The following is a 22,210-nucleotide window of genomic DNA, read 5'->3' as shown; positions in this document are numbered from 1 at the left end:
ACTTGGTCCAGACCAATCCTGTTGGTCAAGACCTTTGGCCGTGACCGGGGTCCGTCCCCGGGGCGGCTATCGGCCCTCACTTCCGGCGATGCCCGCCGCCGCCTCGTGCATGGCCAGTTCCAGCAGCGCCGGATCGGTGAGCGTGCCGGTGCCGTCCGGCGGGATCAGCCAGCGGGCCCCGCCGGTGGTCCGTCCCGGGTACGGCACCACGATCCACGTACCGCGCCCCGCCGTGCGCACGCCCGTGCCGAGCCAGCGCGCCGCGGTGCCGGGCGGCACGAAGAAACCCATCCGGGCGTCGCCGAAGTCGACGAGCACCGGGCCGAGTCGGTCGATCACCCGGGTCAGCACGTCGAGCGTGGGAAAGCCGAGGTCGCCCGGCAGGATCAGTACGTCCCAGAGCCTGCCGGCCGGCAGCAGCGCGACCCCCAGCGGATTGCGCTCCCATTCCCAGCGGCAGGCCTCGGGATCCGGTGCCACGGATGCCAGCCACTCGACCGCCGTCTTGGCCCCTGTCATGGCGGAACCTCCCTCTCTCCTCGTGTCGACGCTGGTCGCGTCACAGAGGGGAGGGAGGTTCGGGCCGGGCGTTACGCGGGTTCCGCCACTTCTTGGTGGTGAGCCGGCTCACAGTGGATGAGCTGGGCGTACGCCTGTGGATCAGCCACTGCGGCGCACGCCCCGGCAACTCGGCTCAGCTGTCGAAGCCCAGTCCCAGCTTGTCCATCGTCTTCAGCCAGAGATTGCGCCGCCCGCCGTGGGCGTCCGCCCGTGCCAGCGACCACTTGGTGAGCGCGATGCCGGTCCAGGCGAAGGGCTCGGGCGGGAACGGCAGGGGCTTCTTGCGGACCATCTCCAGTTCCGTGCGCTCGGTGCGCTCCCCCGCCAGCAGGTCGAGCATCACGTCCGCGCCGAACCGGGTCGCGCCCACGCCCAGACCCGTGTACCCGGCCGCGTACGCGACCCTCCCCTGGTGCGCCGTGCCGAAGAAGGCCGAGAAGCGCGAGCAGGTGTCGATCGCGCCGCCCCAGGCGTGGGTGAAGCGGACGCCCTCCAGCTGTGGGAAGCAGGTGAAGAAGTGCCCGGCGAGCTTCGCGTACGTCTCCGGGCGGTCGTCGTACTCGGCGCGCACCCGGCCGCCGTACGGGTAGATCGCGTCGTAACCGCCCCACAGGATGCGGTTGTCGGCGGAGATCCGGAAGTAGTGGAACTGGTTCGCCGAGTCCCCTAGGCCCTGCCGGTTCTTCCAGCCGACGGACGCCAGCTGGTCGGCGGTCAGGGGTTCGGTCATCAGCGCGTAGTCGTAGACCGGGACGGTGTACGCGCGCACCCGCTTGACCAGGTTCGGGAAGATGTTGGTGGCGAGTGCCACCTTGCGGGCGCGGACGGAACCGTACGGGGTGCGTACGGCCATGCCGGCGCCGTACGCCTTCAGGGCGAGCGCGGGCGTGTGCTCGTGCACCCGCACCCCGAGCCGCAGGCAGGCCCGCTTGAGACCCCAGGCGAGTTTGGCGGGGTGGAGCATGGCGACGCCGCGGCGGTCGTGCAGGCCCGCGAGGAAGGTCGGCGAGTCGACTTGTTCGCGGACCGCGTCGGCGTCCAGGAACTCGATGCCGTCCGCCAGGCCCCGGTCCCGCAGCTCCTCGTGCCACTCGCGGAGTTCGGCCGCCTGGTGCGGCTCGGTGGCGACGTCGATCTCGCCGGAGCGCTCGAAGTCGCAGTCGAGGGAGTAGCGGGCGACGGCCGCCTCGATCTCGTCGAGGTTGCGGGCGCCCAGCTCCTCCAGCTTCCTGATCTCGTCCGGCCAGCGGGTGAGTCCGTTGGCCAGGCCGTGGGTCAAGGACGCGGCGCAGAAGCCGCCGTTGCGGCCCGAGGCGGCCCAGCCCACCTCGCGGCCCTCCAGGAGCACCACCTCACGCTGCGGGTCGCGCTCCTTGGCGATCAGCGCGGTCCACAGTCCGCTGTAGCCGCCGCCGACGACGAGCAGGTCGCAGGTCTCGGCGCCGGTGAGGGCGGGCTCGGGGTGGGGCTTGCCGGGGTCGTCCAGCCAGTACGGAACCGGCTGGGCTTCGGAAAGAGACGTGGTCCAACGGGTCATGGCGCTTGGGGCCATGATTTCAACTCCCTACAGCTGAATTACCCACCGAAATTTCTCTGTGGGTTATGCCTTCCGCTATGCCTTTTGCTTGTTGCGGCGGTTGCTGATGACCATTCCGGCCAGCACGAACAGTACGGCGACGATGAACATGGTCGTACCGATGACATTGATCTGAACGGGTGTTCCGCGCTGCGCCGAGCCCCACACGAACATGGGGAAGGTGACGGTCGATCCCGCGTTGAAGTTGGTGATGATGAAGTCGTCGAAGGAGAGCGCGAAGGCGAGCAGCGCGCCCGCCGCGATTCCGGGGGCCGCGATGGGCAGGGTGACGCGCAGGAACGTCTGCGCCGGGCCGGCGTAGAGGTCCTGTGCCGCCTGCTCCAGGCGCGGGTCCATCGACATCACACGCGCCTTGACGGCCGTCACCACGAAGCTGAGGCAGAACATGATGTGGGCGATCAGGATCGTCCAGAAACCCAGCTGAGCACCCAGGTTGAGGAAGAGGGTGAGCAGCGAGGCGGCCATGACGACCTCGGGCATCGCCATCGGCAGGAAGATCAGCGAGTTGACCGCGCCGCGCGCCCGGAAGCGGTAGCGGACGAGCGCGAAGGCGATCATCGTGCCGAGGACCGTGGCGCCGAGGGTCGCCCAGACGGCGATCTGGAGGCTGAGGGAGAGCGAGCCGCACATGTCGGCGACGCCGCACGGATCGCGCCAGGCGTCCAGGGAGAACTGCTGCCACTCGTAGTTGAAGCGCCCCTTCGGTTTGTTGAAGGAGAACACCGTGACGATGACATTGGGCAGCAGCAGGTATCCCAGCGTCAGCAGTCCCCCGATGACGACGAGATTCCGCTTGAACCAGCGTACGAAGGCCATTTAGACCAGATCCTCCGTCCCGGACTTGCGGATGTAGAGGGTGACCATGATGAGGATCGCGGCCATGAGGATGAAGGAGAGCGCGGCGGCCGTCGGATAGTCGAGGATCCGCAGGAACTGCGTCTGGATGACGTTGCCGACCATCCGGGTGTCGGTGGAGCCGAGCAGGTCGGCGTTCACGTAGTCACCGCTGGCCGGGATGAAGGTCAGCAGCGTGCCGGAGACCACGCCGGGCATGGACAGCGGGAAGGTGACCTTGCGGAAGGTCGTGAAGGGCTTCGCGTACAGGTCGCCCGCCGCCTCGTGGAGGCGTCCGTCGATGCGCTCCAGCGAGGTGTAGAGCGGCAGGATCATGAAGGGCAGGAAGTTGTAGGTGAGGCCGCAGATCACCGCCAGTGGTGTGGCCAGGACGCGGTCGCCGGAGGTGAAGCCGAGCCAGTTGGTGACGTCCAGGACGTGCAGGGCGTTGAGGGCGCCGACGACCGGGCCGCCGTCCGCGAGGATCGTCTTCCAGGCGAGTGTGCGGATCAGGAAGCTGGTGAAGAACGGCGCGATGACCAGGATCAGCACGACATTGCGCCAGCGGCCCGCGCGGAAGGCGATCAGATAGGCCAGCGGGTAGCCGAGCACCAGGCACAGGATCGTCGCGGCGCCCGCGTACAGCACCGAGCGCAGGAACTGGGGCCAGTAGTCGGCCAGCGCGTTCCAGTACGTCTGGAAGTGCCAGGTGACCTTGAAGCCTTCCTCCAGGGAGCCCGTCTGCACGGACGTGGAGGCCTGGTAGACCATCGGCAGTGCGAAGAAGACCAGCAGCCAGAGGATGCCGGGCAGGAGCAGCCAGTACGGGACGAGGCGGCCGCGCTTGCGGGGCGGCTTCCTGTCGGGCTGCGGCGCGAGGAGTGGCGCCTCGGTGACGCTGGCCATCAGGCGGCTTCCTCCTCGACGGTCTCGACGCCCGCGTCGATGTCCTGCGCCGCGTCGAGGCCGAAGGTGTGCGCCGGGCTCCAGTGCAGGACCACCTCGGCGCCGGGGGTGAGCCGGGCGTCGCGGTCGATGTTCTGGGAGTAGACCTCGAACTCGGGGCAGACGGCGCTGTCGATGACGTACTGGGTGGAGACGCCGATGAAGCTGGAGTCGGCGATCCTGCCGGTGATCCGGTTGCGGCCGGCCGGTATCTCGCCCGCGTCGTCGACGTGTGTGAGCGATATCTTCTCGGGGCGGACTCCGACCAGGACCTTGCCGCCGGTCGTCGTGGGCGCCGAACATCGCGCCTGCGGCAGGATCAGCTTGCCGCCGCCCGCCGCCAGGACGATGTCGTCGCCGTCCTTGCCGTCGACGGCGGCCTCGATGAGGTTCGAGGTGCCGAGGAAGTTGGCGACGAACGTGGTCTGCGGGTTCTCGTAGAGGTCGGCGGGGGCGCCGAGTTGCTCGACGCGGCCCGCGTTCATCACGGCGACCGTGTCGGCCATCGTCATGGCCTCCTCCTGGTCGTGCGTGACGTGCACGAAGGTGATGCCGACCTCGGTCTGGATGCGCTTGAGCTCCAACTGCATCTGCCGGCGCAGCTTGAGGTCGAGGGCGCCGAGCGGTTCGTCGAGGAGCAGCACCTTGGGGTGGTTGATCAGGGCGCGGGCCACGGCGACGCGCTGCTGCTGGCCGCCGGAGAGCTGGTGCGGCTTCTTGCGGGCCTGCTCGCCGAGCTGGACGAGCTCCAGCATGTCCTCGACCTGCTTCTTCACCGACTTGATGCCGCGCCGGCGCAGGCCGAAGGCGACGTTCTCGAAGATGTCGAGGTGCGGGAAGAGGGCGTAGGACTGGAAGACGGTGTTCACCGGCCGCTTGTACGGCGGCAGGTTGGTGACCTCCTGGTCGCCGAGGAAGACGGTGCCGGAGGAAGGTTCCTCCAGGCCCGCGATCATCCGCAGGGTGGTGGTCTTGCCGCAGCCCGACGCCCCGAGGAGGGCGAAGAAGGAGCCCTCGGGGACGGTCAGGTCGAGCGGGTGGACGGCCGTGAAGGAGCCGTACGTCTTGCTGATCCCGGAGAGGCGGACGTCGCCGCCGTTGTCTGTCGTCATGGTGTGGTCCCTGGATGTCGGGGTCGTCTTTGGTTCCAGGCGGGGGCGCGGTCGCCGCGCGGGTCGCGACCGCTCGGCCGCCGGAGGCGTCACGCCCCTGTGAGCTTCGCGAACTTCTGCTGGTAGGCCGTCTCTTCCTTCGAGCTCAGTGAGCGGAAGGCGTGGGACTTGGCCTGCATGGCCTTGTCGGGAATGATCAGCGGGTTGTCCGCCGCCGACTTGTCGATCTTGGCGAGATAGGGCTGCACTCCCGCGACCGGGCTCACGTAGTTGATGTAGGCGGCGAGTTCGGCGGCCGGTTCGAGCTCGTAGTAGTAGTCGATGAGCCGCTCGGCGTTCGTCTTGTGGCGCGCCTTGTTGGGGATCAGCATGTTGTCGGTCGACGTCATGTAGCCGCTGTCCGGGATCACATAACCGACGTTGGGGCTGTCCGCCTGGAGCTGGACGATGTCACCGGCCCAGGCGACGCATGCGGCGAAGTCGCCCTTGGTGAGGTCCGACGTGTAGTCGTTGCCCGTGAAGCGGCGGATCTGGCCCTTGTCGACGGCCTTCTGGAGGCGGGCGATCACCGCGTCGTAGTCGTCGTCGGTGAACTTCGCCGGGTCCTTGCCCATGTCGAGCATGGTCATACCGATGCTGTCGCGCATCTCGGTCAGGAAGCCGACGCGGCCCTTGAGCTTGGGGTTGTCGAGCAGGTCGGAGATTGACTTCACTTCGACGCCGTCGAGCGCCTTCTTGTTGTACGCGATGACGGTCGAGATGCCCTGCCACGGGTACGAGTACGCCCGGCCGGGGTCCCAGTCGGGGCTGCGGAACTGGTCCGACAGGTTGGCGAAGGCGTGCGGCAGGTTGGACGCGTCCAGTTTCTGGACGTAGCCCAGACGGATCATGCGGGCGGCCAGCCAGTCGGTGACCACGATGAGGTCGCGGCCGGTGTCCTGGCCCGCGGCGAGCTGCGGCTGGACCTTGCCGAAGAACTCGTCGTTGTCGTTGATGTCCTCGGTGTACTTGACCTGGATACCGGTTCGCTTGGCGAAGGCCTCGAGCGTGGGACGGTGCTTGCCGCTGTCGTCCACGTCGATGTACTCGGGCCAGTTGGAGAAGTCGATGACCTTCTCCTTGGCCGAGTGGTCATCGGCGGAGACGCCGCCCTGGCTCTTGCCGGCGGCCGGGATCCCGCAGCCGCTCAGCGCGCCGAGGCCGCCGACGGCGAGCGCGCCGCCCGCGGAGGCGCGCAGCATCGAGCGGCGGCTGAGCGCGGCCCTGCCGTTCCTGAAACTGCGCCGCATGGCGGCCACTTGGGCCGGGGAGAGGCGGTCGGGCTCGTACTGCTCCATGCTCGTGATGCCCTTTCGGAAGGGTCGCGGCCGTGGTCTCGCGGCCTGGTCTGCCACTCGGCGACAGTCGGAAGCCGACGCGCGGTCGACTGCGGACCGACTAGGTCCTGTCGTCACATTCCCGTCGTCCGCCCGGAGGGCAGACGTGATGTGACGACAGGGCCTAGGTCCTGTCCCCGAAGATCGTGCGGTGCCAGTCCTTCCTGGCGACCGCGGTGTTGTCGAACATGACGTGCTTGATCTGGGTGTACTCCTCGAACGAGTACGCCGACATGTCCTTGCCGAAGCCGGACGCCTTGTAGCCGCCGTGCGGCATCTCGCTGATGATCGGAATGTGGTCGTTGACCCACACGCAGCCCGCCTTGATCTCGCGGGTCGCACGGTTGGCCCGGTACACGTCCCGGCTCCACGCGGAGGCGGCGAGACCGTACGGAGTGTCGTTGGCGAGCCTGATTCCCTCGTCGTCGCTGTCGAAGGGGAGCACCACCAGGACGGGACCGAAGATCTCGGACTGCACGATCTCGCTGTCCTGGGGAGCGTCGGCGACGAGCGTGGGCCGGTAGTAGGCGCCGTCCTTGAGCTCGTCGGGGATCTCTCCGCCGGTCACCACGCGCGCGTAGCCGCGGGCCCGGTCGACGAATCCCGCCACACGGTCACGCTGGGCGTGCGAGATCAGCGGGCCGAGGTCCGTGCCGGACGCGAACGGGTCGCCGAGGCGGACGCTCGCCATCAGGGCGGCCGTCCTGGACACGAACTCTTCATAGAGGGGCCTTTGCACGTACGCGCGCGTGGCGGCCGTGCAGTCCTGCCCGGTGTTGATGAGCGAGCCCGCGACCGCGCCGTTCACGGCCGCGTCCAGGTCCGCGTCGTCGAAGACCACGAAGGGGGCCTTGCCGCCCAGCTCCAGATGGAGCCGCTTGACGGTCGAGGTGGCGATCTCGGCGACGCGCTTGCCGACCGCGGTGGACCCGGTGAAGGAGGTCATCGCCACGTCGGGGTGGCCGACGAGGTGCTCACCGGCGTCCCTGCCGGCCCCCGTCACGATGTTGATCACGCCGTCCGGGATGCCCGCCTCGGTGGCGGCCATGGCGAAGAGCAGCGACGTCAGCGGGGTCAGCTCGGCGGGCTTCAGCACGATCGTGTTGCCCGCGGCGATCGCCGGGAGGATCTTCCAGGCGGCCATCTGGAGGGGGTAGTTCCAGGGCGCGATGGAGCCGACGACACCGATGGGCTCGCGGCGTACGTACGAGGTGTGGTCGCCGGAGTACTCGCCCGCGGACTGCCCCTGCAGATGCCGGGCCGCGCCCGCGAAGAAGGCGGTGTTGTCGATGGTGCCGGGCACGTCGAACTCGCGGGTCAGCTTGAGGGGCTTTCCGCACTGGAGCGACTCCGCCCGGGCGAACTCCTCGGCACGGTCGGCGAGCACGGCGGCGAAGCGGTGCAGGGCGTCGGAGCGCTCGCCGGGGGTGGCGCCCGCCCAGCCGGGGAACGCCTCACGGGCGGCGGCCACGGCCGCGTCCACGTCGACGGTGCTCGCCAGCTCGTACGTGTAGACCTCGTCGCCGGTGGCGGGGTCGACGACCGCGTGCGTACGGCCCGAGGTTCCCTTGGTCAGCCGGCCCGCGATGTACTGCGCGCCGTCCGCGAAGCGGTCCTGCGCCTGGAAGCGATGGCCCGGATTGTGCATGTCGCTCTCCTCCGCCGTTCTCCCCGCTGCCGCGGGGGTGGGCGTAGCTCCAGCTCGATTTGAGTGCCGATCCTGACAGAGCAGAGGGACTCCAACAAGTGATTCCGTTGTTGCCTTTTGGTTACGCGACGGAATCTGTCGACCAGGTGTCGAGTCCCCAAGGAAAAGGCGGGACGGAATGTCAGTGGTGCGTGCCAAAGTGGCGTGCATGGCGAAGATGGATTCTTGGGAAGCGCTGGTCAGCGCGGTCCGCTCGGGGGCGAGGGTCAAGTACCTGCACTTCTGGGGGCACCGTCCGCGACCGGACGGTCAGGTGAGTGCGAGCTGCCTGAGCCAGTGGTGGCCGTCACCGTTCGTGGTGGACGGTGTCTCCTACGCGACCGCCGAGCACTGGATGATGGCGGGCAAGGCACGGCTCTTCGGCGACGCGGAGGCGCAGCGGCGCGCGATCGAGGCGTCCAGCCCCGCGCTCGCCAAGAAGGCGGGGCGGCTCGTGCGCGGCTTCGACGAGGCCATATGGGAGCGCGAGCGCTTCGGGATCGTCGTCGAGGGCAGCGTGCACAAGTTCGCCGCCCATCCCGAGCTGCGGGCGTTCCTGCTGGGCACGGGCGCGCGGGTGCTGGTGGAGGCCAGCCCCATGGACCGGGTCTGGGGCATCGGGCTCGCGGCGGACGACGAGCGGGCGGCGGATCCCGAGCGGTGGCGGGGGCCGAACCTGCTGGGATTCGCCTTGATGGAGGCGCGGGAGCGGCTCCTCCGGGATGGCTGGTTCTAGCGCGGGAGCGGTTGGTGATCTAGCCGAGGTGCGGCACGACGAGTGAAGTGGAGTAGCCGTCGCCTCCGCTGAACGGGTCGCTGTTGCCGCTGTCGTCCGGGAGGGCGAAGAAGACCACGATCATCGCGATGCCGAGCGCGATGCCGACCGCTCCGCAGATGATCCCGGCCAGCGCCTGACCGGGGTTGTCCGCCTCGCCGCGGCGCGCCTTGCGGCGCCCCAGCACGCCGAAGGTCACCGCGAGGATGCCCAGGATGATCGCGACCGGCCACAGACAGAAGACGACGGCCGAGATGATGCCGAGCACCAGCCCGGCGGTGCCCATGCCGTTGCTCGGCACCGGGTGCATCATCGGCCAGCCGTAGCCGGGGGCGCCCGGGTAGCCGGCCCCTGGCGAGGGGTAGGCCGGATAGCCGTATCCGTAGCCGTACGGGATCTGGCCGGGGCCCTCGGGAGCGATGGGCGGCGGGGGAACCGGCTCTCCGGAGGCGGGCTGGGGGTGGGGCGGGGGCGCGGCGGCGGGGGACGCGAAGGGGCTGTCCCAGGACCGGGGCGGGGACTGGGGGTGGGGCTGGGGGTAGCTCGGTGTGCCCGTTCCGGGGAGGGCGACGACCGTCGGCTGATTGTGCACCGAGGGGGCCTGGTCCGCGGGCGGGGCCCAGGGGTTCGGCTCGGGTCGCGGTCCGGCGGCGCCGTTGTCCAGGGGGCCGCCGGGCGGGGAACCCTGCTGGGGGTTCCCGCCGGGTATCGCGTCCTCGGGACCGACGGGCGACGGCACGTCGATCTGCGTCGGCGGCGGAACCGACTGGTCCGGGGATGCCCACGGGGTCGCGGCGGCGTTCTGCGGCACCTGTGGCGCCTGCGCGTCGTCGGACATGCGTGAGGTCCCCTCCTCTGTCGTACCTGCCGTCATGCTACGGCCCGGGGCTTCACCCCGTGAGGGGCGGCCTACGATGATCCCCGAATCACCGATCAGCCGATCACCCGCGTCCCCCGACCACGGTCCGAGGGCGCCGTTCCGGGGAGGAATCCTTGACCGACCAGCTCAGCATCCGCGAGGACGTCCGCGACCTGCACGCCTTCATCGCCGGACTGCCCAAGGCCGAACTGCACGTGCACCACGTCGGATCCGCCTCCCCCCGCATCGTCTCCACCCTCGCCGCCCGCCACCCCGACTCCCAGGTGCCGACGGACCCCGAGGCCCTCGCGGACTACTTCACGTTCACCGATTTCGCCCACTTCATCCAGGTGTACCTGTCCGTCGTCGACCTGATCCGCACCCCCGAGGACGTACGGCTGCTGACGTACGAGGTCGCCCGGGACATGGCCCGCCAGCAGGTCCGTTACGCCGAGCTGACCATCACCCCGTGGTCCTCCACCCGCCGCGGCATCGACGAGCGCGCCTTCATGGACGCCATCGAGGACGCCCGCAAGGCGGCGGAGGCCGAGTTCGGCGTCGTCCTGCGCTGGTGCTTCGACATTCCCGGCGAGGCGGGACTCAAGTCGGCCGAGGAGACCCTGCGGCTCGCGACCGACGACCGGCTGCGGCCGGAGGGGCTGGTCTCCTTCGGACTCGGCGGCCCCGAAATCGGCGTACCGCGGCCCCAGTTCAAGCCGTACTTCGACCAGGCGATCGCGGCCGGACTGCACTCGGTGCCGCACGCCGGTGAGACGACCGGGCCGGAGACCGTCTGGGACGCGCTCAACGAGCTGCGCGCCGAGCGCATCGGGCACGGCACCAGCTCCGCGCAGGACCCGAAGCTGCTCGCCCACCTCGCCGAGCACCGCATCGCGCTGGAGGTCTGCCCGACCTCCAACATCGCCACCCGCGCGGTCCGCGCCCTCGACGAGCACCCCATAAAGGAGTTCACCCGGGCCGGAGTCCTCGTCACGATCAACTCCGACGACCCGCCGATGTTCGGCACCGATCTCAACAACGAGTACGCGGTCGCCGCCCGTCTCCTCGACCTCGACGAACTCGGCCTCGCCGCGCTCGCCAAGAACGCGGTGGAGGCGTCCTTCCTCGACCCGGCCGGCAAGAAGCGCCTCGCCGAGGAGATCGACACCTACGCCTCGGCGTGGCTCACGCCCTGAGCGACCAGCACAATGGGCCCATGCGCACCGTGACTGCCGTGGCCCACCGCGGCGACCCCTATCGCGTCCGCGAGAACACCCTCGACTCGCTGCGTTCCGCGCTCCAACTGGGCGCGGACGCGGTCGAGATCGACGTACGGCTGACCCGCGACAAGGTGCCCGTGCTGCTGCACGACGAGACACTGAAACGGCTGTGGGAGCTGGAGCGGCCACTCAGGTCGCTCTCCTCCACCGAGGTGCGCGGGCTCACGGGCGGCGGGGTGCCGACGCTCGCGGAGGCCCTCGAGGCGACCAAGGACAGCCGGATCCTGGTCGATCTGCCGGGTGAGCCCGACGGCGCGGCCGTACGCAGGATCGTCGACGTCATCCGTGAGTGCGGGGCCCAGGACCGGGTGTACTACTGCGCGGGCGCCCCGGCCATGCTGGCGGTGCGCGCCGCCGACTCCTCCGCCGAGATCGCGCTGACCTGGACGAGCCTCGCACCACCCCGCCCAGCCCTCCTCGAAGCCGTGCGGCCGCGCTGGCTCAACTACCGCTTCAGCCTGGTCGACCGCGCCCTCACGGCCCGCGTCCACCGCGACGGCCGGCTGCTCTCCGTCTGGACGCCCGACACCCGCCGTTCCATGCGCCGGCTGCTGGACATGGGGGTGGACTCGATCACCACGAACCGCATCGACGCGCTGTGCGCGCTGCGCAAGGCCTGAGGGGGAGTGCGGACGTCCTCGGTCGCCTTGTCCCAGGTCGAGGTCTGGACGAAGAGGTTGTAGTCGGCGGGGCCCTCGTTCTGGTGGAGGGTGACGGTGCCGTCGATCCAGAAGTACTCGTTCTGCCACATCTGTTGGATGCCGGAGGGCAGGACGGCGTAGCCCACGGACGGGCCGCCCATCCAGGTCGTGCCGTCCGTCGAGCCCGACTGCACGTCGTCCATGCGGTGACCGCCGCCCGAGGCGACGTGGAAGAGCTTGCCGCTCAGCCCGGTCCACGTCGGCATGAGCAGGGCGCCGGTGCGCTGCTGGGGCAGGACCTGCCAGCGGACCCGGAAGTAGCCCGAAGGTGGTCACGGCGGCGGTCGTGCTGCAGCTCGCGCGGGTGACGGCTTCGGCGACTCCTTCGAGGACGTGTACGCGCACCGCTTCGACACACTCACGCCCGGGCAGGTCGTCGCCTCCGCGGTGGCGAAGGGGCCGGCACACGTACTTCCCCGGTACCGATCCGCGCATCCGGGGGCCGCACAACCTCGGAGGAGATGTTCACGGTTCCGTCGGGCATCGACGGGGCCACCATGAGCGCCGGGCTCCAGCGCTTCGAGTACGGCGGGCGGGTCTACTGGCTCAAGTCGGGCGCGCGGTACGGATACACGGCGGTCCTCGCGGCCACTCGCGATCTCTCCCGCACGCTCGTCCACTCGGTCAACTCCACGGACGCGAAGGGCGAGGAGATGAACCCGGTCGCCCTGCGCATCGCGATGGCGGCGCTCAAGCAGTAGCGGCATCGGCCGCCGGATTGGTCGTCAGACTTGCCGCCGGATCCGTCGTCAGATTCGTCGTCACCAGATGGACGTTCATCCCGCACGGGACGACCCCGTTCGGCGCCGTGAGCTCCTTCGCCCCGGCGAGGAAGGCCGCACGCAGGGACTCCACGGTGGCCGCGTCGAGCGGGCCGACGTCATAGACACCCGCGAGGGCGTCCCACACCTGTTCCACCGGACCGCTCAGGTCGATGGGGACGGTCTCCCAGTCGACCGGGGCGAATCCGGCCGGCGCGAGGACGCTGTCGAGCCCCGCACGGCTGCGGGTCCTCCGGTCCCCTAGGGCGGGGATGCGCTGCCCGGCGGGAGCCCTCTCGATCGCGGACCGCAACAGCCCGATGAACAGCTCGTACGCCTCACCGCCCACGGCGCCGCCGCCGATCACGCAGGCCAGCATGCCCCCGGGGCGCAGCACCCGGGCCACTTCCGCGGCCACCTGTTCCACCTCGCCCATGAGCATCAGCGCCATGTGGGAGACACAGGCGTCGAAGGTGTCGTCGGCGAAGGGAAGGTGCTGGGCCCGGCTCTCCGACAGTGTCGTCCCGGCGGGCAGCGGTCGGCGTCGCGCCAGCGCCAGCGCTTCCGGGGAGAGGTCCACCCCGGCCGGCCGCCGTCCCTCGGTCCGGGCGAGCAGTTCGAGCAACAGGCCGTCGCCGCAACCGAGATCCAGCACCCGCCCGTGTCCGGCGACCCGGTCGCACAGCATCTCGTAGCTGGACCGGCCGTCCGCGGCGCGGCCACCGGCGAACGCGTCCGTGGTCACCGCCGGCCGCTCGGCGTGGAAGGCCCGCAGGAACGCTTCTTGCGATGTGGTCGTCATACCCGCGAACCTATCCGCCGAACGGAGGGGGCGGCCCCGGCCCGCAATCAAGGACAGGCACGGGGTACCTGGAGCGTCAGCCGCGAGCCGTGGCGGCGAGGGCCTCGGCCCGCTGGTCGAGCCTCCTCAGGACCGTCTCGCCCCACTGGAGGTTCGCCTGCTCCAGGGCCATGCCGCCGAGCAGGGTGAGGTAGGGGCCCACGCGTTCGACGGTGGCGAGGTACTCCTCCTCGCTGCGGCCGGCCAGCATGCGCTCCTGCGCGCGCCGGTAGCGGGCCAGCTTGGCGCCGGCCCGCTCCACACGTTCGACGACCCCGGCCCGTACCGCTTCGGCGTCTCCGATGTCGACGCAGCTCACCTTGACCATCAGCTCGTCCCGGATCGCCGTCGGCTTGCTGGGGACTTCGGCCGTGTACGCGCGCATCGCGTCGAGTCCGGCCTCGGTGAGCGAGAAGAGCCGCTTGTTGGGCCGACGTTCCTGCTGCACGACGCGGGCGGAGACGAGCCCTTCGCCCTCCATGCGCTCCAGCTCGCGGTAGATCTGCTGGGGGGTGGCCATCCAGAAGTTGGCGACCGAGGCCTCGAACCCCTTCGCGAGGTCGTATCCGGACGCCTCGCCCTCCAGAAGCGCGGCCATCACCGCGTTGCGCAGAGCCATTTCCCCAAATTAACACCCGGTATCGACCCTCCATTGATCAGAGCGAGGGTCGTCCGGTCAACGGCGGGGAGACCCGCTCGGCGCGATCGACGGCTGGGCGACGGGCGTGGTCGGTGTCGACGACGGTGCCGGGGTGGGGACGGCCGGCTGGGACGTGACGCGGCCGGTCGGCCGGGCCGTCTGGGTGGGGCCGGCCGTCCGGCTCCCGGGGGTGGGACTGGCCGTCCGGTTCCCCGGGGTGCGACTGGGGCCGACGGGCACGGGGGACGCCGACGGGCTCGGGGGCACGGCCGAAGGACGGCCCTCGGAGGGCGGGGCGAGCGGGACCGTCGGGGACGCGGGCGCCTGGGACGTCGACAGGTGGACCGGCAGCGCGACAAGGGCGGCGACCGCGCACACCGACCCGACCCCGACCGCGGTGCGCAGCAGCCGGCGGCGGGACGCGCCGCGGCGGATCGCCTGGTAGCGGCCGGGGGGTGGGCCGAGGTAGTCGGAGGCGGGCCGCAGGATGACGGCGAGCGGGTCGTCGGGGTCGAAGTCCGGACCCTCGTCAGGGTGTGTGATCAAGGCTTCTCCTCAGGTGGGCGCGGAGCAGTTCGCGGGCCGCGTGGAGGTCGGCCTTGATGGTTCCTTCCTTGCGTCCGGTCAGCACGGACACCTCCCGGATCGGCATGTCAGCGTAGTAGTGCAGGAGGATCGGGACGCGCAGTCGTTCCGGGAGCGACTGCACGAGCAGGCGTACGGACGGGTCGGACTGTTCGGTGTGCGGGCGGACGGCGGCCTCGGCGGTGGCACGGTGCACGGCTCTGCGTTCGCGCTCGAGCTTGCGCCAGTGGTCCCGGACGAGGTTGGCCGCGGTGACGTAGAGGAAGCCCCGGGGTTCCGCCACGGAGGTCCAGCGGGCCCAGAGCCGGGTGAACGCCTCCGAGGCGATCTCGTGGGCGGTCTCGTCGTCGTCGACGAGACGCCGGCACCAGCCGGCGAGGCGCGGATAGAGGGCGGCGAACAGCTCGGACGCGGCCTTCTCGCGGGACCGTTTCAAAGCTCTCCATGGTCGTGACGTCGTGCGGGCACTCGTGGGGAAGAGCCCGGGCCGACGGCGTGCGTTCCATCGGCCCGGGATCGGTCCCGGTGGGTCAGGGCGTCGCTGAGCTCAGCGCGGCGAAGACGATCACGTTGTCGAGGTAGCCCGTACCGGTACGGGTCCCTCCGCACGTGATGAGCCGCAGCTCGGGACGGTCCACGTCCCCGTACACCTCGTCCGACGGGAAGTCGGCCTTGGCGACCGTCCGTACGGTGGTGACGGTGAACGCCGCCGTCCTGCCGTTCTCCAGACGCGCCGCGATCCGGTCGCCCTTCCGCAACCGCGCGAGACGGCGGAAGACCCCGTCCCCGTAGGCACCGACCGTGACATGGCCGAGGATCACCGACGGACCGGTCTGACCCGGCGTCGGCGAGTTCCGGTACCAGCCCGCCCGGTCGTGCGCCTTGATCGGGGGCACCTGGACGCTGCCGTCCGCGGCCAGCCCCAGCTGCATGACCGGGGTGTCGACCCCGATGGCCGGGATCCGCAACCCGACCGGGACCGAACGCCCGAGGGCCTGCGCGGCCTTCGCGGAGGTCCGCGAGGGCACCGGCGTGCTCCCTGGGTGTGCGGGTGCGGTCGAGTCGGTCCCGTGGCCGCCGCAGCTCACGAGCAGCGAGGCCGTCGCCGCGGTGACGAAGGCGCGCCTGGAGAGCGAGGTCATTCCCCAGTCGCCCGCCGGCGACGTACGACGAGGACCGCCGCGCCACCCATGACGAACGCCGCGGCGGCACCCCCGCCGATCAGCCCGCCCTGGCCTCCGGACTTCGACGCCGCCGGCGCCACACCGGTGTCGGGCGCTCCCTTCGGCACGACGGCGACCTGACCCGGCGCCCGGGTCGGCGTGCCGACGCTCGGCGCCTGGGACGGGGTGCCGGAGGCCGGGCGGGTGGTCGGCACCGCGCTCGGGGCGGCGCTCGGGGTGGCACTGCCGGTCGGCGCCTGGGAGGGGGCGGCGGTGGCGGTCGGACGGACCGTCGGGACCGGGCTCGCCCCACTGGCGAACGCGGGCACCGTGCTCGCCAGCACGGCGGTACACGCGAGTGCCATGGAGCTGAGGACAGTTCGGCGCATGAATCGCTCTCTTTCGTCGGTCCGCCCGCCCGGTGACCCGGCGGGCTGAGGTACGGATCGTGCGAAGAGACGAGGCAGCGGGCGAACGGGTTGTAAAGAGCTGGCAAAGCCGCCGGAGCCCCCCTTTCGGTGGGCTCCGGAGCATCCTGCGTGAGAGCCCTGATCGACAAGGCCATGTCCGTGTCCTCGTGGAGGCCGTCCTCCAGGTCCCGCTGTTCGTCAGACGCCGAAGACCTGGAACTCCGAGACCTGCCCGGCCGGCCAGCCGCTGTTGGCGGTGAAGGTGAGTCGTACGTAGCGGGTGGTGACGGTGGAGGGGAGCGTGAGGGTCGCGGTGTTGCCGGTCGCCGGGTCGAAGGTGTAACCCGCCGAGGCGAGAAGCTGGGCGAAGGTGCCGCCGTCCGTGCTGCCCTGGACGGAGATGGTCTGGGCGCGGGTGCCCCAGGCGGTCGCCGGGGGGAGCCGGAGGACGATCCGTTTGACGCCGGTGGAGGCGCCCAGGTCGACCTGGACCCACTGCGGGAAGGCGTTGTTGGCCGACTCCCAGTAGGTGTTGGCGTCACCGTCGGTCGCGTTGCCCGAGGCGTACGTCTGGGTGTGACTGCTCTCCGTGGTGGGGCGGTGGAGGGCGAGGTTGACATTGCCGGAAGGGGCGTCGGTGGTGACGGTGACCTGGTTGGAGGGCTGCGACACGTTTCCCGCCGCGTCGAGGGCGACGACGTCGAAGGTGTACGCGGTGGCCGCGCCGAGTCCGGTGACGGTGAAGGAGGTGGCGCCGGTGGTGCCCACCTGGGTACTGCTCGAACCGGACACCTGAAGGACCCGGTAGCCGGTGACACCGACATTGTCGGCCGAGGCGTTCCAGGCCAGCGAGACGGAGTTGCTGGTGTGCCCGCTGACGGTCAAGGTACCCGGCGCGGCGGGCGGTGTGGTGTCGCCGCCGGTGGGAACGATGGGCTGGGTGGGGCGAGTTGCGGTCAGCGCGAGCTGGCCCTTGAGCATGCGGCCACCGTCGCCGGTCAGGCGCAGGTAGTAGTCGGCGGAGCAGGCGGTGCCGTCTTCGTCGAGGGCGAGGAATCCGGAGTTGGTGGGCACCCATGCCTGGGTCTCGGCGGTCTTGGCGATCTGGTTGCCCTCGTTGTACTCGTCGAACATCGAGATGTAGATGCCCTGCGCCCCGGCCCGGACCACGTTGTAGAACTGCCGCCACATGAAGTCTCCGTGCGCGCGCTGGCGTCCGGACAGGTCGCCGGGCAGCACGCACGGCTGGTAGTCGATGCCGTTGGCGTTGCAGTCGGCCTGGTCGCCGACGGTGTAGGTGTTGTAGGCGTTGTCGGCGTCGGCCACGTTGCCGATGGCGCCGACCATCCACGGCGAGATCATGTTGAAGGCGTGGTAGACGCCGAGATAGCCGGCCCGTGAGCCCCCGGTGCCCGTCCGCCATTCGCGCGGGACGCCGCCGATGACGTAACAGCCCTGGCTCTTGAACCAGTTGATGACGTCGAGGCAGGCGTCGGCGGTGAAGGGGTGGTTGTTGTCGTTGAAGCCGAAGCCCCAGATGCAGACGACCGGCTTGCCGTTCTGCGTCGCGTAGGCCGAGGACGCGGTGTGCGCGGACATCTTGTTGGTCCAGTCCGTCTTGATCTCGGACTGCATGTTCGTCCAGCCGGTGACGTCGTACATGAGGTAGAACTTCCGGCCGTACGACTCGGCGGCGCTGCGCACCTTGGTCGCCATGGCGTCGCGGGTGGGGCCCTCACCGCCGGTGGGATTGAAGCGCTGGAGTGCCGCGGTGTCGATGTTGTTCTGCTGCATCCACAGGAAGTGCGTGTTCACCGTCTGCTGGTCGTACGAGGAGAAGAGGGTGGCGGGCCGGCCGTTGCCGAAGGCGGCGTAGGACGTCTGGTACGTCCTCGTGTAGTCGCGCATGTCGGGCCAGCACTTGATGCCGGTGTTGGACGGGGACGGCGGCTGGCCCCAGTTCTGGGTCCAGTGCCACCAGCCGTTGATGGGTGCGCCGTCGCCGATGCACGCGAACCAGCCCTGGTAGCCGACGCTGATCTTGCCGACCACGTCGCCCGGCGAGCCGGCCGCCGACGCGGGTTCGGCGAGTACGGTCTCGGCGACTCCCATCGTTCCCACCGCGGTGGCCGCGATCGCGGCCTGCAGGAAGACCCTGCGCGTGACACCCATCTGGACTCCTCCGGTCGGCTGTCGACTTCCGTCGACCACGGGCGTGCGGACTTGGTTGACCGGCGCCGGCCGTGACCCTGTGGGGGGCCGGGCCCGTCGGATCGGGTGGGTGCCGCCGGGCACGAGCGCGCCCGGCGGCACCCACGGGTCGGATCAGGTGTTCCAGACCTGGAACTCGGAGATCTGGCCGGCCGGCCAGCCGGTGTTGGCCGTGAGGTTCACCCGGAAGTAGCGCTGGGTGGTCGCCGCGAACGTGATGGTGACCGTGTTGTTGGTGGCGGGGTCGAAGGTGTACGTGGCCGACGACTTGACGGTGGTGAAGGCGGAGCCGTCGGTGCTGCCCGACAGGGACAGCGTCTGGTTACGGGCGCCCCAGCCGGCCGGGAGCTGGAGGACGACTCGGCCTGCGCTCTGCGCGGAACCGAGATCCACCTGCACCCACTGCGGGAAGGCGTTGTTGGCGCTCTCCCAGTAGCTGCCCTGGTTGCCGTCCGTCACGTTCGACGACGCGTACACGTCGGTGTGGCTGGACTCGGTGGTGGGCTTCCCGGCCGCCAGGTTCTGGTTCGCCGCGCCGGCCCCGGTGCCGGTCAGCGCGACCGTGGTCGTGCCGTTCGACGCGTTGCTGGCGATGCTGAGGTCGCCGGTGCGGGTGCCGGACGCGGTGGGCGTGAACGTGACGGCCACCGTGCACGAGGCGCCCGCCGCGATCGACGTCCCGCAGGTGTTCGTCTGCGAGAAGTCGCCTGTGGCGGTGACGCCGGAGACGGCCGCGGCCGCGGTACCGGTGTTGGTCACCGTCACCGTCCGCGCGCTGCTGGCGGTGTTGAGCGCCTGGCTGGGGAACGACAGCGACGTCGGGTCGGCCGACAGGGTCGCCGGCGAGGAGCCGCCGCCGCTGGGGAACACCTGGAGGGCCGACAACTGGGCGGCGTTCCAGCCCGAGTTGGCGGTGATGTTCACGCGCACGTATCTCGCGGTGGCGGCGTTGAACGTGATCGTCGCCGTGTTGTTGTTGGCGTTCGGGTCGAAGGTGTACCCGGCCGAGGCCTTGATCGTCGAGAAACTGGAGCCGTCCGTGGATCCCAGGACCGACAGGGTCTGTGTGCGAGCCGACCATGCCGTCGCGGGCGGAAGCTTGAGCACGACCTTGCCGACGCTGAAGTTCTGGCCGAGGTCGACCTGGGCCCATTGCGGGAACGAGCCGTTCGTGCTCTCCCAGTACGTCGACGCGTCCGGGTCGGTGAGGTTCGAGGCAACGTACGGACTGCTGCTCGAACTCGCCGTGGCGGGCCGTCCGGCGGCGATGTCGGTGCCGCTGTCGATGCCGCTGCCGGACAGGGAGACGGTGGTCGGGCTGTTGTTGGCGTTGCTGGTGACGGTCAGGTTGCCGGTGCGCGATCCGCCCGCGGTGGGCTTGAACCCGACACTCACGGTGCAGGACGCGCCGACCGCGAGGGTGGAGCAGTTGTTGGTCTGGCTGAAGTCACCGGTCACCGCGACGCCCGAGATGTTCGCCGACGCGGTACCCGAGTTGGTCACCTTCACGGTCTGCGCGGCGGCCGACGAGCCGACCACCGTACCGTCGAAGGACAGGCTCGCCGGGTCGGTGTTCAGCACCGGGCCCGGCGCGGTGCCGGTACCGGACAGGCTGACCGTGTTGGTGGTCCCGCCCGCGTTGACGGTCAGGGATCCGCTACGGCTGCCGGTCGCCGTCGGCGCGAACTTCACGCTGACGGTGCAGGAGCCGTTCGCCGCGATCGACGAGCCGCACGTGTTGGTCTGGGAGTAGTCGCCGCTGGCGGAGATCGACGAGACGGACGCGGCCGTGTTGGTCGGGTTGGAGACCGTCACGGTCTGCGCGGCGCTCGTCGAACCGGTCGCGACGGAGCCGAAGTTGAGCGCGCCGGGGGTGGCCGTCACGCCTTCGGACGGGTAGGGCGGATACACCGGAGCCGGCCAACCACCGCAGTACGGCGTGCCGCTGATGCCGGAGTTGCCGCCGCCGTCGGTGACGACGAAGTTGCCGCCCGAGCAGTTGTACACCGGGGACGAGTAACCGACGCCGGTCGCCGTGACGTTGGTGAACTTCGCGGCGCCGCCGGTCTGCTCCTGCAGGGCGAAGGTTCCGGTGCCGGCGATGGTCACGTTGTTCAGGTTGACCCCGCTGATGGTGCCCTCGACCCACTGGACGGCTTCGTACGGACTCTGCTGGATCAGCGCGTTGGTCACGTTGATGGGGCCGGTGATCGCGCCCTGGCTGCCGTCGAACCACAGTGCGCCGACCCCGAACTGCCAGTTCGGGTCGAGGCTGCCGGCCCGGATCATGGTGTTGTCGGAGATCGTGGTGAGGCCGACCGGCGTCGACGTGAAGCGCTGTCCCACGTGGATGCCGCCGCCCTGGGCGAGGCCGGTGTCGACCACTCGGTTGCCGCTGACGGTGTTGTCGTGGCCGCCGTAGATCGCGATGGCGTTGGCGAGGATCTGCAGCGACACGGTGTTGTTGGAGATCGTGTCGTTGGCGTCGGCACCGATGCCGGAGTCCGCCCAGGTGGCGATGCCGTCGTCACCGGTGTTGCGGATGTCGCTGTTGGTCACCTTCGAGTTGGTGACGGCGCCGTGGAAGTTGATGCCGTCCGCGGTGGTGTCCCGGATGCGCATGCCGGTGAACGTCAGCCCGTCCATCGGCCCGTCCATCCAGGCGCCGACCTTCATGTGGTCGATCCACAGACTGGAGACGGTCGAGTTGCTCATCGCGCCGCCGATGCCGTTGACCTGCGCGCTGTCGTCGCGTTCCTGCACATTGCCGAAGATCGCGAAGTTCTGCAGGCGCACACCGGTGCTCGCGTTGGGCGCCGAGTTGCCGTAGAAGCCGGGGGCCGTGCCGGTGACGGTCGAGTACCACATGCCGGCGCCGGCGATCGTGACGTTGTTGACGCTGATGTGGCCGGGGATGTTGAAGGTGCCCGGCGGGATCCACACGGTGCCGCCGGGTCCTGCCGAGCTGATCGCGGCGTTGAACGCGCTGGTCGCGTCGTTCACACCGGTCGCGTCGGCGCCCTTGCTGGTCACCGACACCGACCCCGAGGGTGCGGTCAGGGCGGCGCCGACCTGCTCGAAGTCGGCGAAGTCGATCGTGTACGAGGAGGCGGTGTCGCCCGAGTCGACCTGCAGCTTGAAGGTCGTTCCCGCCGGATACGTGGTGGAGAACAGGCGGTGGGCCTCGTCGTAGAAGTGGTGCGGGTTGCTGCCCGGCGTGTTGGTGAAGGGGTAGCTGCCGTAGTACCAGCTGTAGGCGTTGGTCAGGGTGAAGTCGGGCTGCTTGACGCCGTCGATGTACAGGGACAGGGCGGCGGTGTAGACCGAGCCGTTCGAGGTGTCGGGGATGCTGTAGCGGAAGTTGATCGAGTTGGTCGCCACCGGCGTGGTGAACGTGACGTACTTGCCGGTGCCCTGCAGCGTCGTCGCCTTGCGGTACGACGCCTCGTCGGCCAACTGGCCCTGGGTGTAACTCGGTCCGATGGGCGTGCCGTTGGTGGCGGAGTTCTCCGCCTGCACCTCGACGTACGGCAGGCTCGCGCCGCTGCCGCCGGTGGCGGTCGCCGCCCAAGCGGGCTGGACAGCCAGAGCCAAGACGCCGACGGCAGCCACCATCGCGGTGCTGACCACCCAGACGAGGGCTCGTCTCAGATCTCGGATGGAATGGAACACGTGCCACTCCTTTCATCACGAAATGCCGGAACTGTGCCGCTGACGCCGCCAGGAAGGGAGGGACGGGCTCAAAGGGAGAGGGGGGAGACAGGGGGCGGTAACGACGCGAGGGGGACCGTAATATCGTCGACATGGACACGCAAGAACTAGACAGAACATTGCAACAATAAAAATTCAGCCCGCAAGATCTAATGTTCCGC

At 69.8% G+C, this 22,210-nt stretch carries 18 protein-coding genes and 2 pseudogenes; 4 read left to right on the top strand and 16 right to left on the bottom strand.

Annotated elements, in window-relative coordinates:
* Positions 1-66: 66 nt before the first annotated feature.
* The 7 genes from ACIQTP_RS21780 to ACIQTP_RS21750 all read right to left on the bottom strand — a co-directional run bounded on the left by ACIQTP_RS21780 (position 67) and on the right by ACIQTP_RS21750 (position 8,073).
* Entirely contained in the window at positions 67-519 is a 453-nt protein-coding gene (locus ACIQTP_RS21780; protein WP_403401902.1) for a hypothetical protein, read from the bottom strand.
* Between the two features lie 175 nt (positions 520-694).
* Positions 695-2,113, bottom strand: a complete 1,419-nt coding sequence (locus tag ACIQTP_RS21775) for an NAD(P)/FAD-dependent oxidoreductase (RefSeq protein ID WP_403401900.1) — start codon at positions 2,111-2,113, stop codon at positions 695-697.
* Positions 2,114-2,173: 60 nt separating this feature from the next.
* A complete protein-coding gene (locus tag ACIQTP_RS21770; RefSeq protein WP_403401898.1) occupies positions 2,174-2,974 on the bottom strand; it encodes an ABC transporter permease in 801 nt (266 codons plus the stop codon).
* Entirely contained in the window at positions 2,975-3,898 is a 924-nt protein-coding gene (locus ACIQTP_RS21765) for an ABC transporter permease (protein ID WP_403401896.1), read from the bottom strand.
* Positions 3,898-5,049 (bottom strand): ABC transporter ATP-binding protein, encoded by a 1,152-nt coding sequence (locus tag ACIQTP_RS21760; RefSeq protein WP_403401894.1) that lies wholly within the window; start codon positions 5,047-5,049, stop codon positions 3,898-3,900. The genes ACIQTP_RS21765 and ACIQTP_RS21760 overlap by 1 nt, the downstream gene beginning before the upstream one ends.
* Before the next feature lie 89 nt (positions 5,050-5,138).
* Positions 5,139-6,386 (bottom strand): PotD/PotF family extracellular solute-binding protein, encoded by a 1,248-nt coding sequence (locus tag ACIQTP_RS21755; protein ID WP_402049702.1) that lies wholly within the window; start codon positions 6,384-6,386, stop codon positions 5,139-5,141.
* Between the two features lie 163 nt (positions 6,387-6,549).
* Positions 6,550-8,073 carry a gamma-aminobutyraldehyde dehydrogenase gene (locus ACIQTP_RS21750; RefSeq protein WP_402049700.1) on the bottom strand — a complete coding sequence of 508 codons (1,524 nt, stop codon included), beginning with the start codon at positions 8,071-8,073 and terminating at the stop codon, positions 6,550-6,552.
* A gap of 178 nt (positions 8,074-8,251) precedes the next feature.
* On the opposite strand from ACIQTP_RS21750, the gene ACIQTP_RS21745 reads away from it, so the two are divergent.
* On the top strand, positions 8,252-8,848 hold the full coding sequence (locus ACIQTP_RS21745; RefSeq protein ID WP_403401891.1) for an NADAR family protein: 597 nt from the start codon (positions 8,252-8,254) through the stop codon (positions 8,846-8,848).
* Positions 8,849-8,867: 19 nt separating this feature from the next.
* On the opposite strand, the gene ACIQTP_RS21740 is transcribed toward ACIQTP_RS21745, so the two are convergent.
* Complete coding sequence (locus ACIQTP_RS21740) at positions 8,868-9,725, bottom strand: DUF4190 domain-containing protein (protein ID WP_403401889.1); 858 nt, start codon at positions 9,723-9,725, stop codon at positions 8,868-8,870.
* Positions 9,726-9,812: 87 nt separating this feature from the next.
* Here ACIQTP_RS21740 and ACIQTP_RS21735 point away from each other — a divergent pair.
* From ACIQTP_RS21735 to ACIQTP_RS21725, 3 genes and pseudogenes are all read left to right on the top strand, one after another.
* Positions 9,813-10,942: pseudogene (locus tag ACIQTP_RS21735) on the top strand (adenosine deaminase).
* Positions 10,943-10,962: 20 nt separating this feature from the next.
* Positions 10,963-11,646, top strand: coding sequence for a glycerophosphodiester phosphodiesterase (locus ACIQTP_RS21730; RefSeq protein ID WP_402049694.1), 684 nt, complete (start codon positions 10,963-10,965; stop codon positions 11,644-11,646).
* Positions 11,647-12,024: 378 nt separating this feature from the next.
* Positions 12,025-12,428 (top strand): annotated as a pseudogene (locus ACIQTP_RS21725) (peptidase); the annotation flags it as partial.
* Here the strand turns inward: ACIQTP_RS21725 and ACIQTP_RS21720 are convergent.
* The 8 genes from ACIQTP_RS21720 to ACIQTP_RS21685 form a co-directional block, all read right to left on the bottom strand.
* Entirely contained in the window at positions 12,418-13,290 is an 873-nt protein-coding gene (locus ACIQTP_RS21720; RefSeq protein ID WP_403401887.1) for a class I SAM-dependent methyltransferase, read from the bottom strand. The pseudogene ACIQTP_RS21725 and the gene ACIQTP_RS21720 overlap by 11 nt on opposite strands.
* A 76-nt stretch (positions 13,291-13,366) precedes the next feature.
* Positions 13,367-13,948 carry a PadR family transcriptional regulator gene (locus ACIQTP_RS21715; RefSeq protein ID WP_403401885.1) on the bottom strand — a complete coding sequence of 194 codons (582 nt, stop codon included), beginning with the start codon at positions 13,946-13,948 and terminating at the stop codon, positions 13,367-13,369.
* A 57-nt stretch (positions 13,949-14,005) separates the two neighbouring features.
* Positions 14,006-14,515: a hypothetical protein gene (locus tag ACIQTP_RS21710; RefSeq protein WP_403401883.1), complete on the bottom strand. Its 510-nt coding sequence runs from the start codon at positions 14,513-14,515 to the stop codon at positions 14,006-14,008.
* Positions 14,499-14,990 carry an RNA polymerase sigma factor gene (locus ACIQTP_RS21705; RefSeq protein WP_403401881.1) on the bottom strand — a complete coding sequence of 164 codons (492 nt, stop codon included), beginning with the start codon at positions 14,988-14,990 and terminating at the stop codon, positions 14,499-14,501. The genes ACIQTP_RS21710 and ACIQTP_RS21705 overlap by 17 nt, the downstream gene beginning before the upstream one ends.
* A gap of 94 nt (positions 14,991-15,084) precedes the next feature.
* Entirely contained in the window at positions 15,085-15,696 is a 612-nt protein-coding gene (locus ACIQTP_RS21700; protein WP_403401879.1) for a class F sortase, read from the bottom strand.
* Positions 15,693-16,106: a sortase-dependent protein gene (locus ACIQTP_RS21695; RefSeq protein ID WP_403401877.1), complete on the bottom strand. Its 414-nt coding sequence runs from the start codon at positions 16,104-16,106 to the stop codon at positions 15,693-15,695. The genes ACIQTP_RS21700 and ACIQTP_RS21695 overlap by 4 nt, the downstream gene beginning before the upstream one ends.
* Positions 16,107-16,325: 219 nt before the next feature.
* Complete coding sequence (locus ACIQTP_RS21690) at positions 16,326-18,299, bottom strand: discoidin domain-containing protein (protein ID WP_403401875.1); 1,974 nt, start codon at positions 18,297-18,299, stop codon at positions 16,326-16,328.
* Positions 18,300-18,452: 153 nt separating this feature from the next.
* On the bottom strand, positions 18,453-22,010 hold the full coding sequence (locus ACIQTP_RS21685) for a choice-of-anchor D domain-containing protein (protein ID WP_403401873.1): 3,558 nt from the start codon (positions 22,008-22,010) through the stop codon (positions 18,453-18,455).
* Positions 22,011-22,210 lie beyond the last annotated feature (200 nt).

It is taken from the genome of Streptomyces sp. NPDC090798 (genome assembly GCF_044768965.1).
In the GTDB taxonomy this organism is placed as follows: Bacteria; Actinomycetota; Actinomycetes; order Streptomycetales; family Streptomycetaceae; genus Streptomyces.
The sequence above is the reverse complement of the archived record's forward strand: the minus strand, read 5'-3'. Positions and strand labels throughout refer to the sequence as shown.

Bases quoted from the DNA above. Each gene is read 5' to 3' on its own strand.
- ACIQTP_RS21720 (WP_403401887.1), bottom strand. From the start codon at position 13,290: ATGACGACCACATCGCAAGAAGCGTTCCTGCGGGCCTTCCACGCCGAG.
- ACIQTP_RS21715 (WP_403401885.1), bottom strand. From the start codon at position 13,948: ATGGCTCTGCGCAACGCGGTGATGGCCGCGCTTCTGGAGGGCGAGGCG.
- ACIQTP_RS21700 (WP_403401879.1), bottom strand. From the start codon at position 15,696: ATGACCTCGCTCTCCAGGCGCGCCTTCGTCACCGCGGCGACGGCCTCG.
- ACIQTP_RS21690 (WP_403401875.1), bottom strand. From the start codon at position 18,299: ATGGGTGTCACGCGCAGGGTCTTCCTGCAGGCCGCGATCGCGGCCACC.
- ACIQTP_RS21745 (WP_403401891.1), top strand. From the start codon at position 8,252: ATGTCAGTGGTGCGTGCCAAAGTGGCGTGCATGGCGAAGATGGATTCT.
- ACIQTP_RS21740 (WP_403401889.1), bottom strand. From the start codon at position 9,725: ATGTCCGACGACGCGCAGGCGCCACAGGTGCCGCAGAACGCCGCCGCG.
- ACIQTP_RS21755 (WP_402049702.1), bottom strand. From the start codon at position 6,386: ATGGAGCAGTACGAGCCCGACCGCCTCTCCCCGGCCCAAGTGGCCGCC.
- ACIQTP_RS21780 (WP_403401902.1), bottom strand. From the start codon at position 519: ATGACAGGGGCCAAGACGGCGGTCGAGTGGCTGGCATCCGTGGCACCG.
- ACIQTP_RS21775 (WP_403401900.1), bottom strand. From the start codon at position 2,113: ATGGCCCCAAGCGCCATGACCCGTTGGACCACGTCTCTTTCCGAAGCC.
- ACIQTP_RS21730 (WP_402049694.1), top strand. From the start codon at position 10,963: ATGCGCACCGTGACTGCCGTGGCCCACCGCGGCGACCCCTATCGCGTC.
- ACIQTP_RS21765 (WP_403401896.1), bottom strand. From the start codon at position 3,898: ATGGCCAGCGTCACCGAGGCGCCACTCCTCGCGCCGCAGCCCGACAGG.
- ACIQTP_RS21750 (WP_402049700.1), bottom strand. From the start codon at position 8,073: ATGCACAATCCGGGCCATCGCTTCCAGGCGCAGGACCGCTTCGCGGAC.
- ACIQTP_RS21695 (WP_403401877.1), bottom strand. From the start codon at position 16,106: ATGCGCCGAACTGTCCTCAGCTCCATGGCACTCGCGTGTACCGCCGTG.
- ACIQTP_RS21770 (WP_403401898.1), bottom strand. From the start codon at position 2,974: ATGGCCTTCGTACGCTGGTTCAAGCGGAATCTCGTCGTCATCGGGGGA.
- ACIQTP_RS21760 (WP_403401894.1), bottom strand. From the start codon at position 5,049: ATGACGACAGACAACGGCGGCGACGTCCGCCTCTCCGGGATCAGCAAG.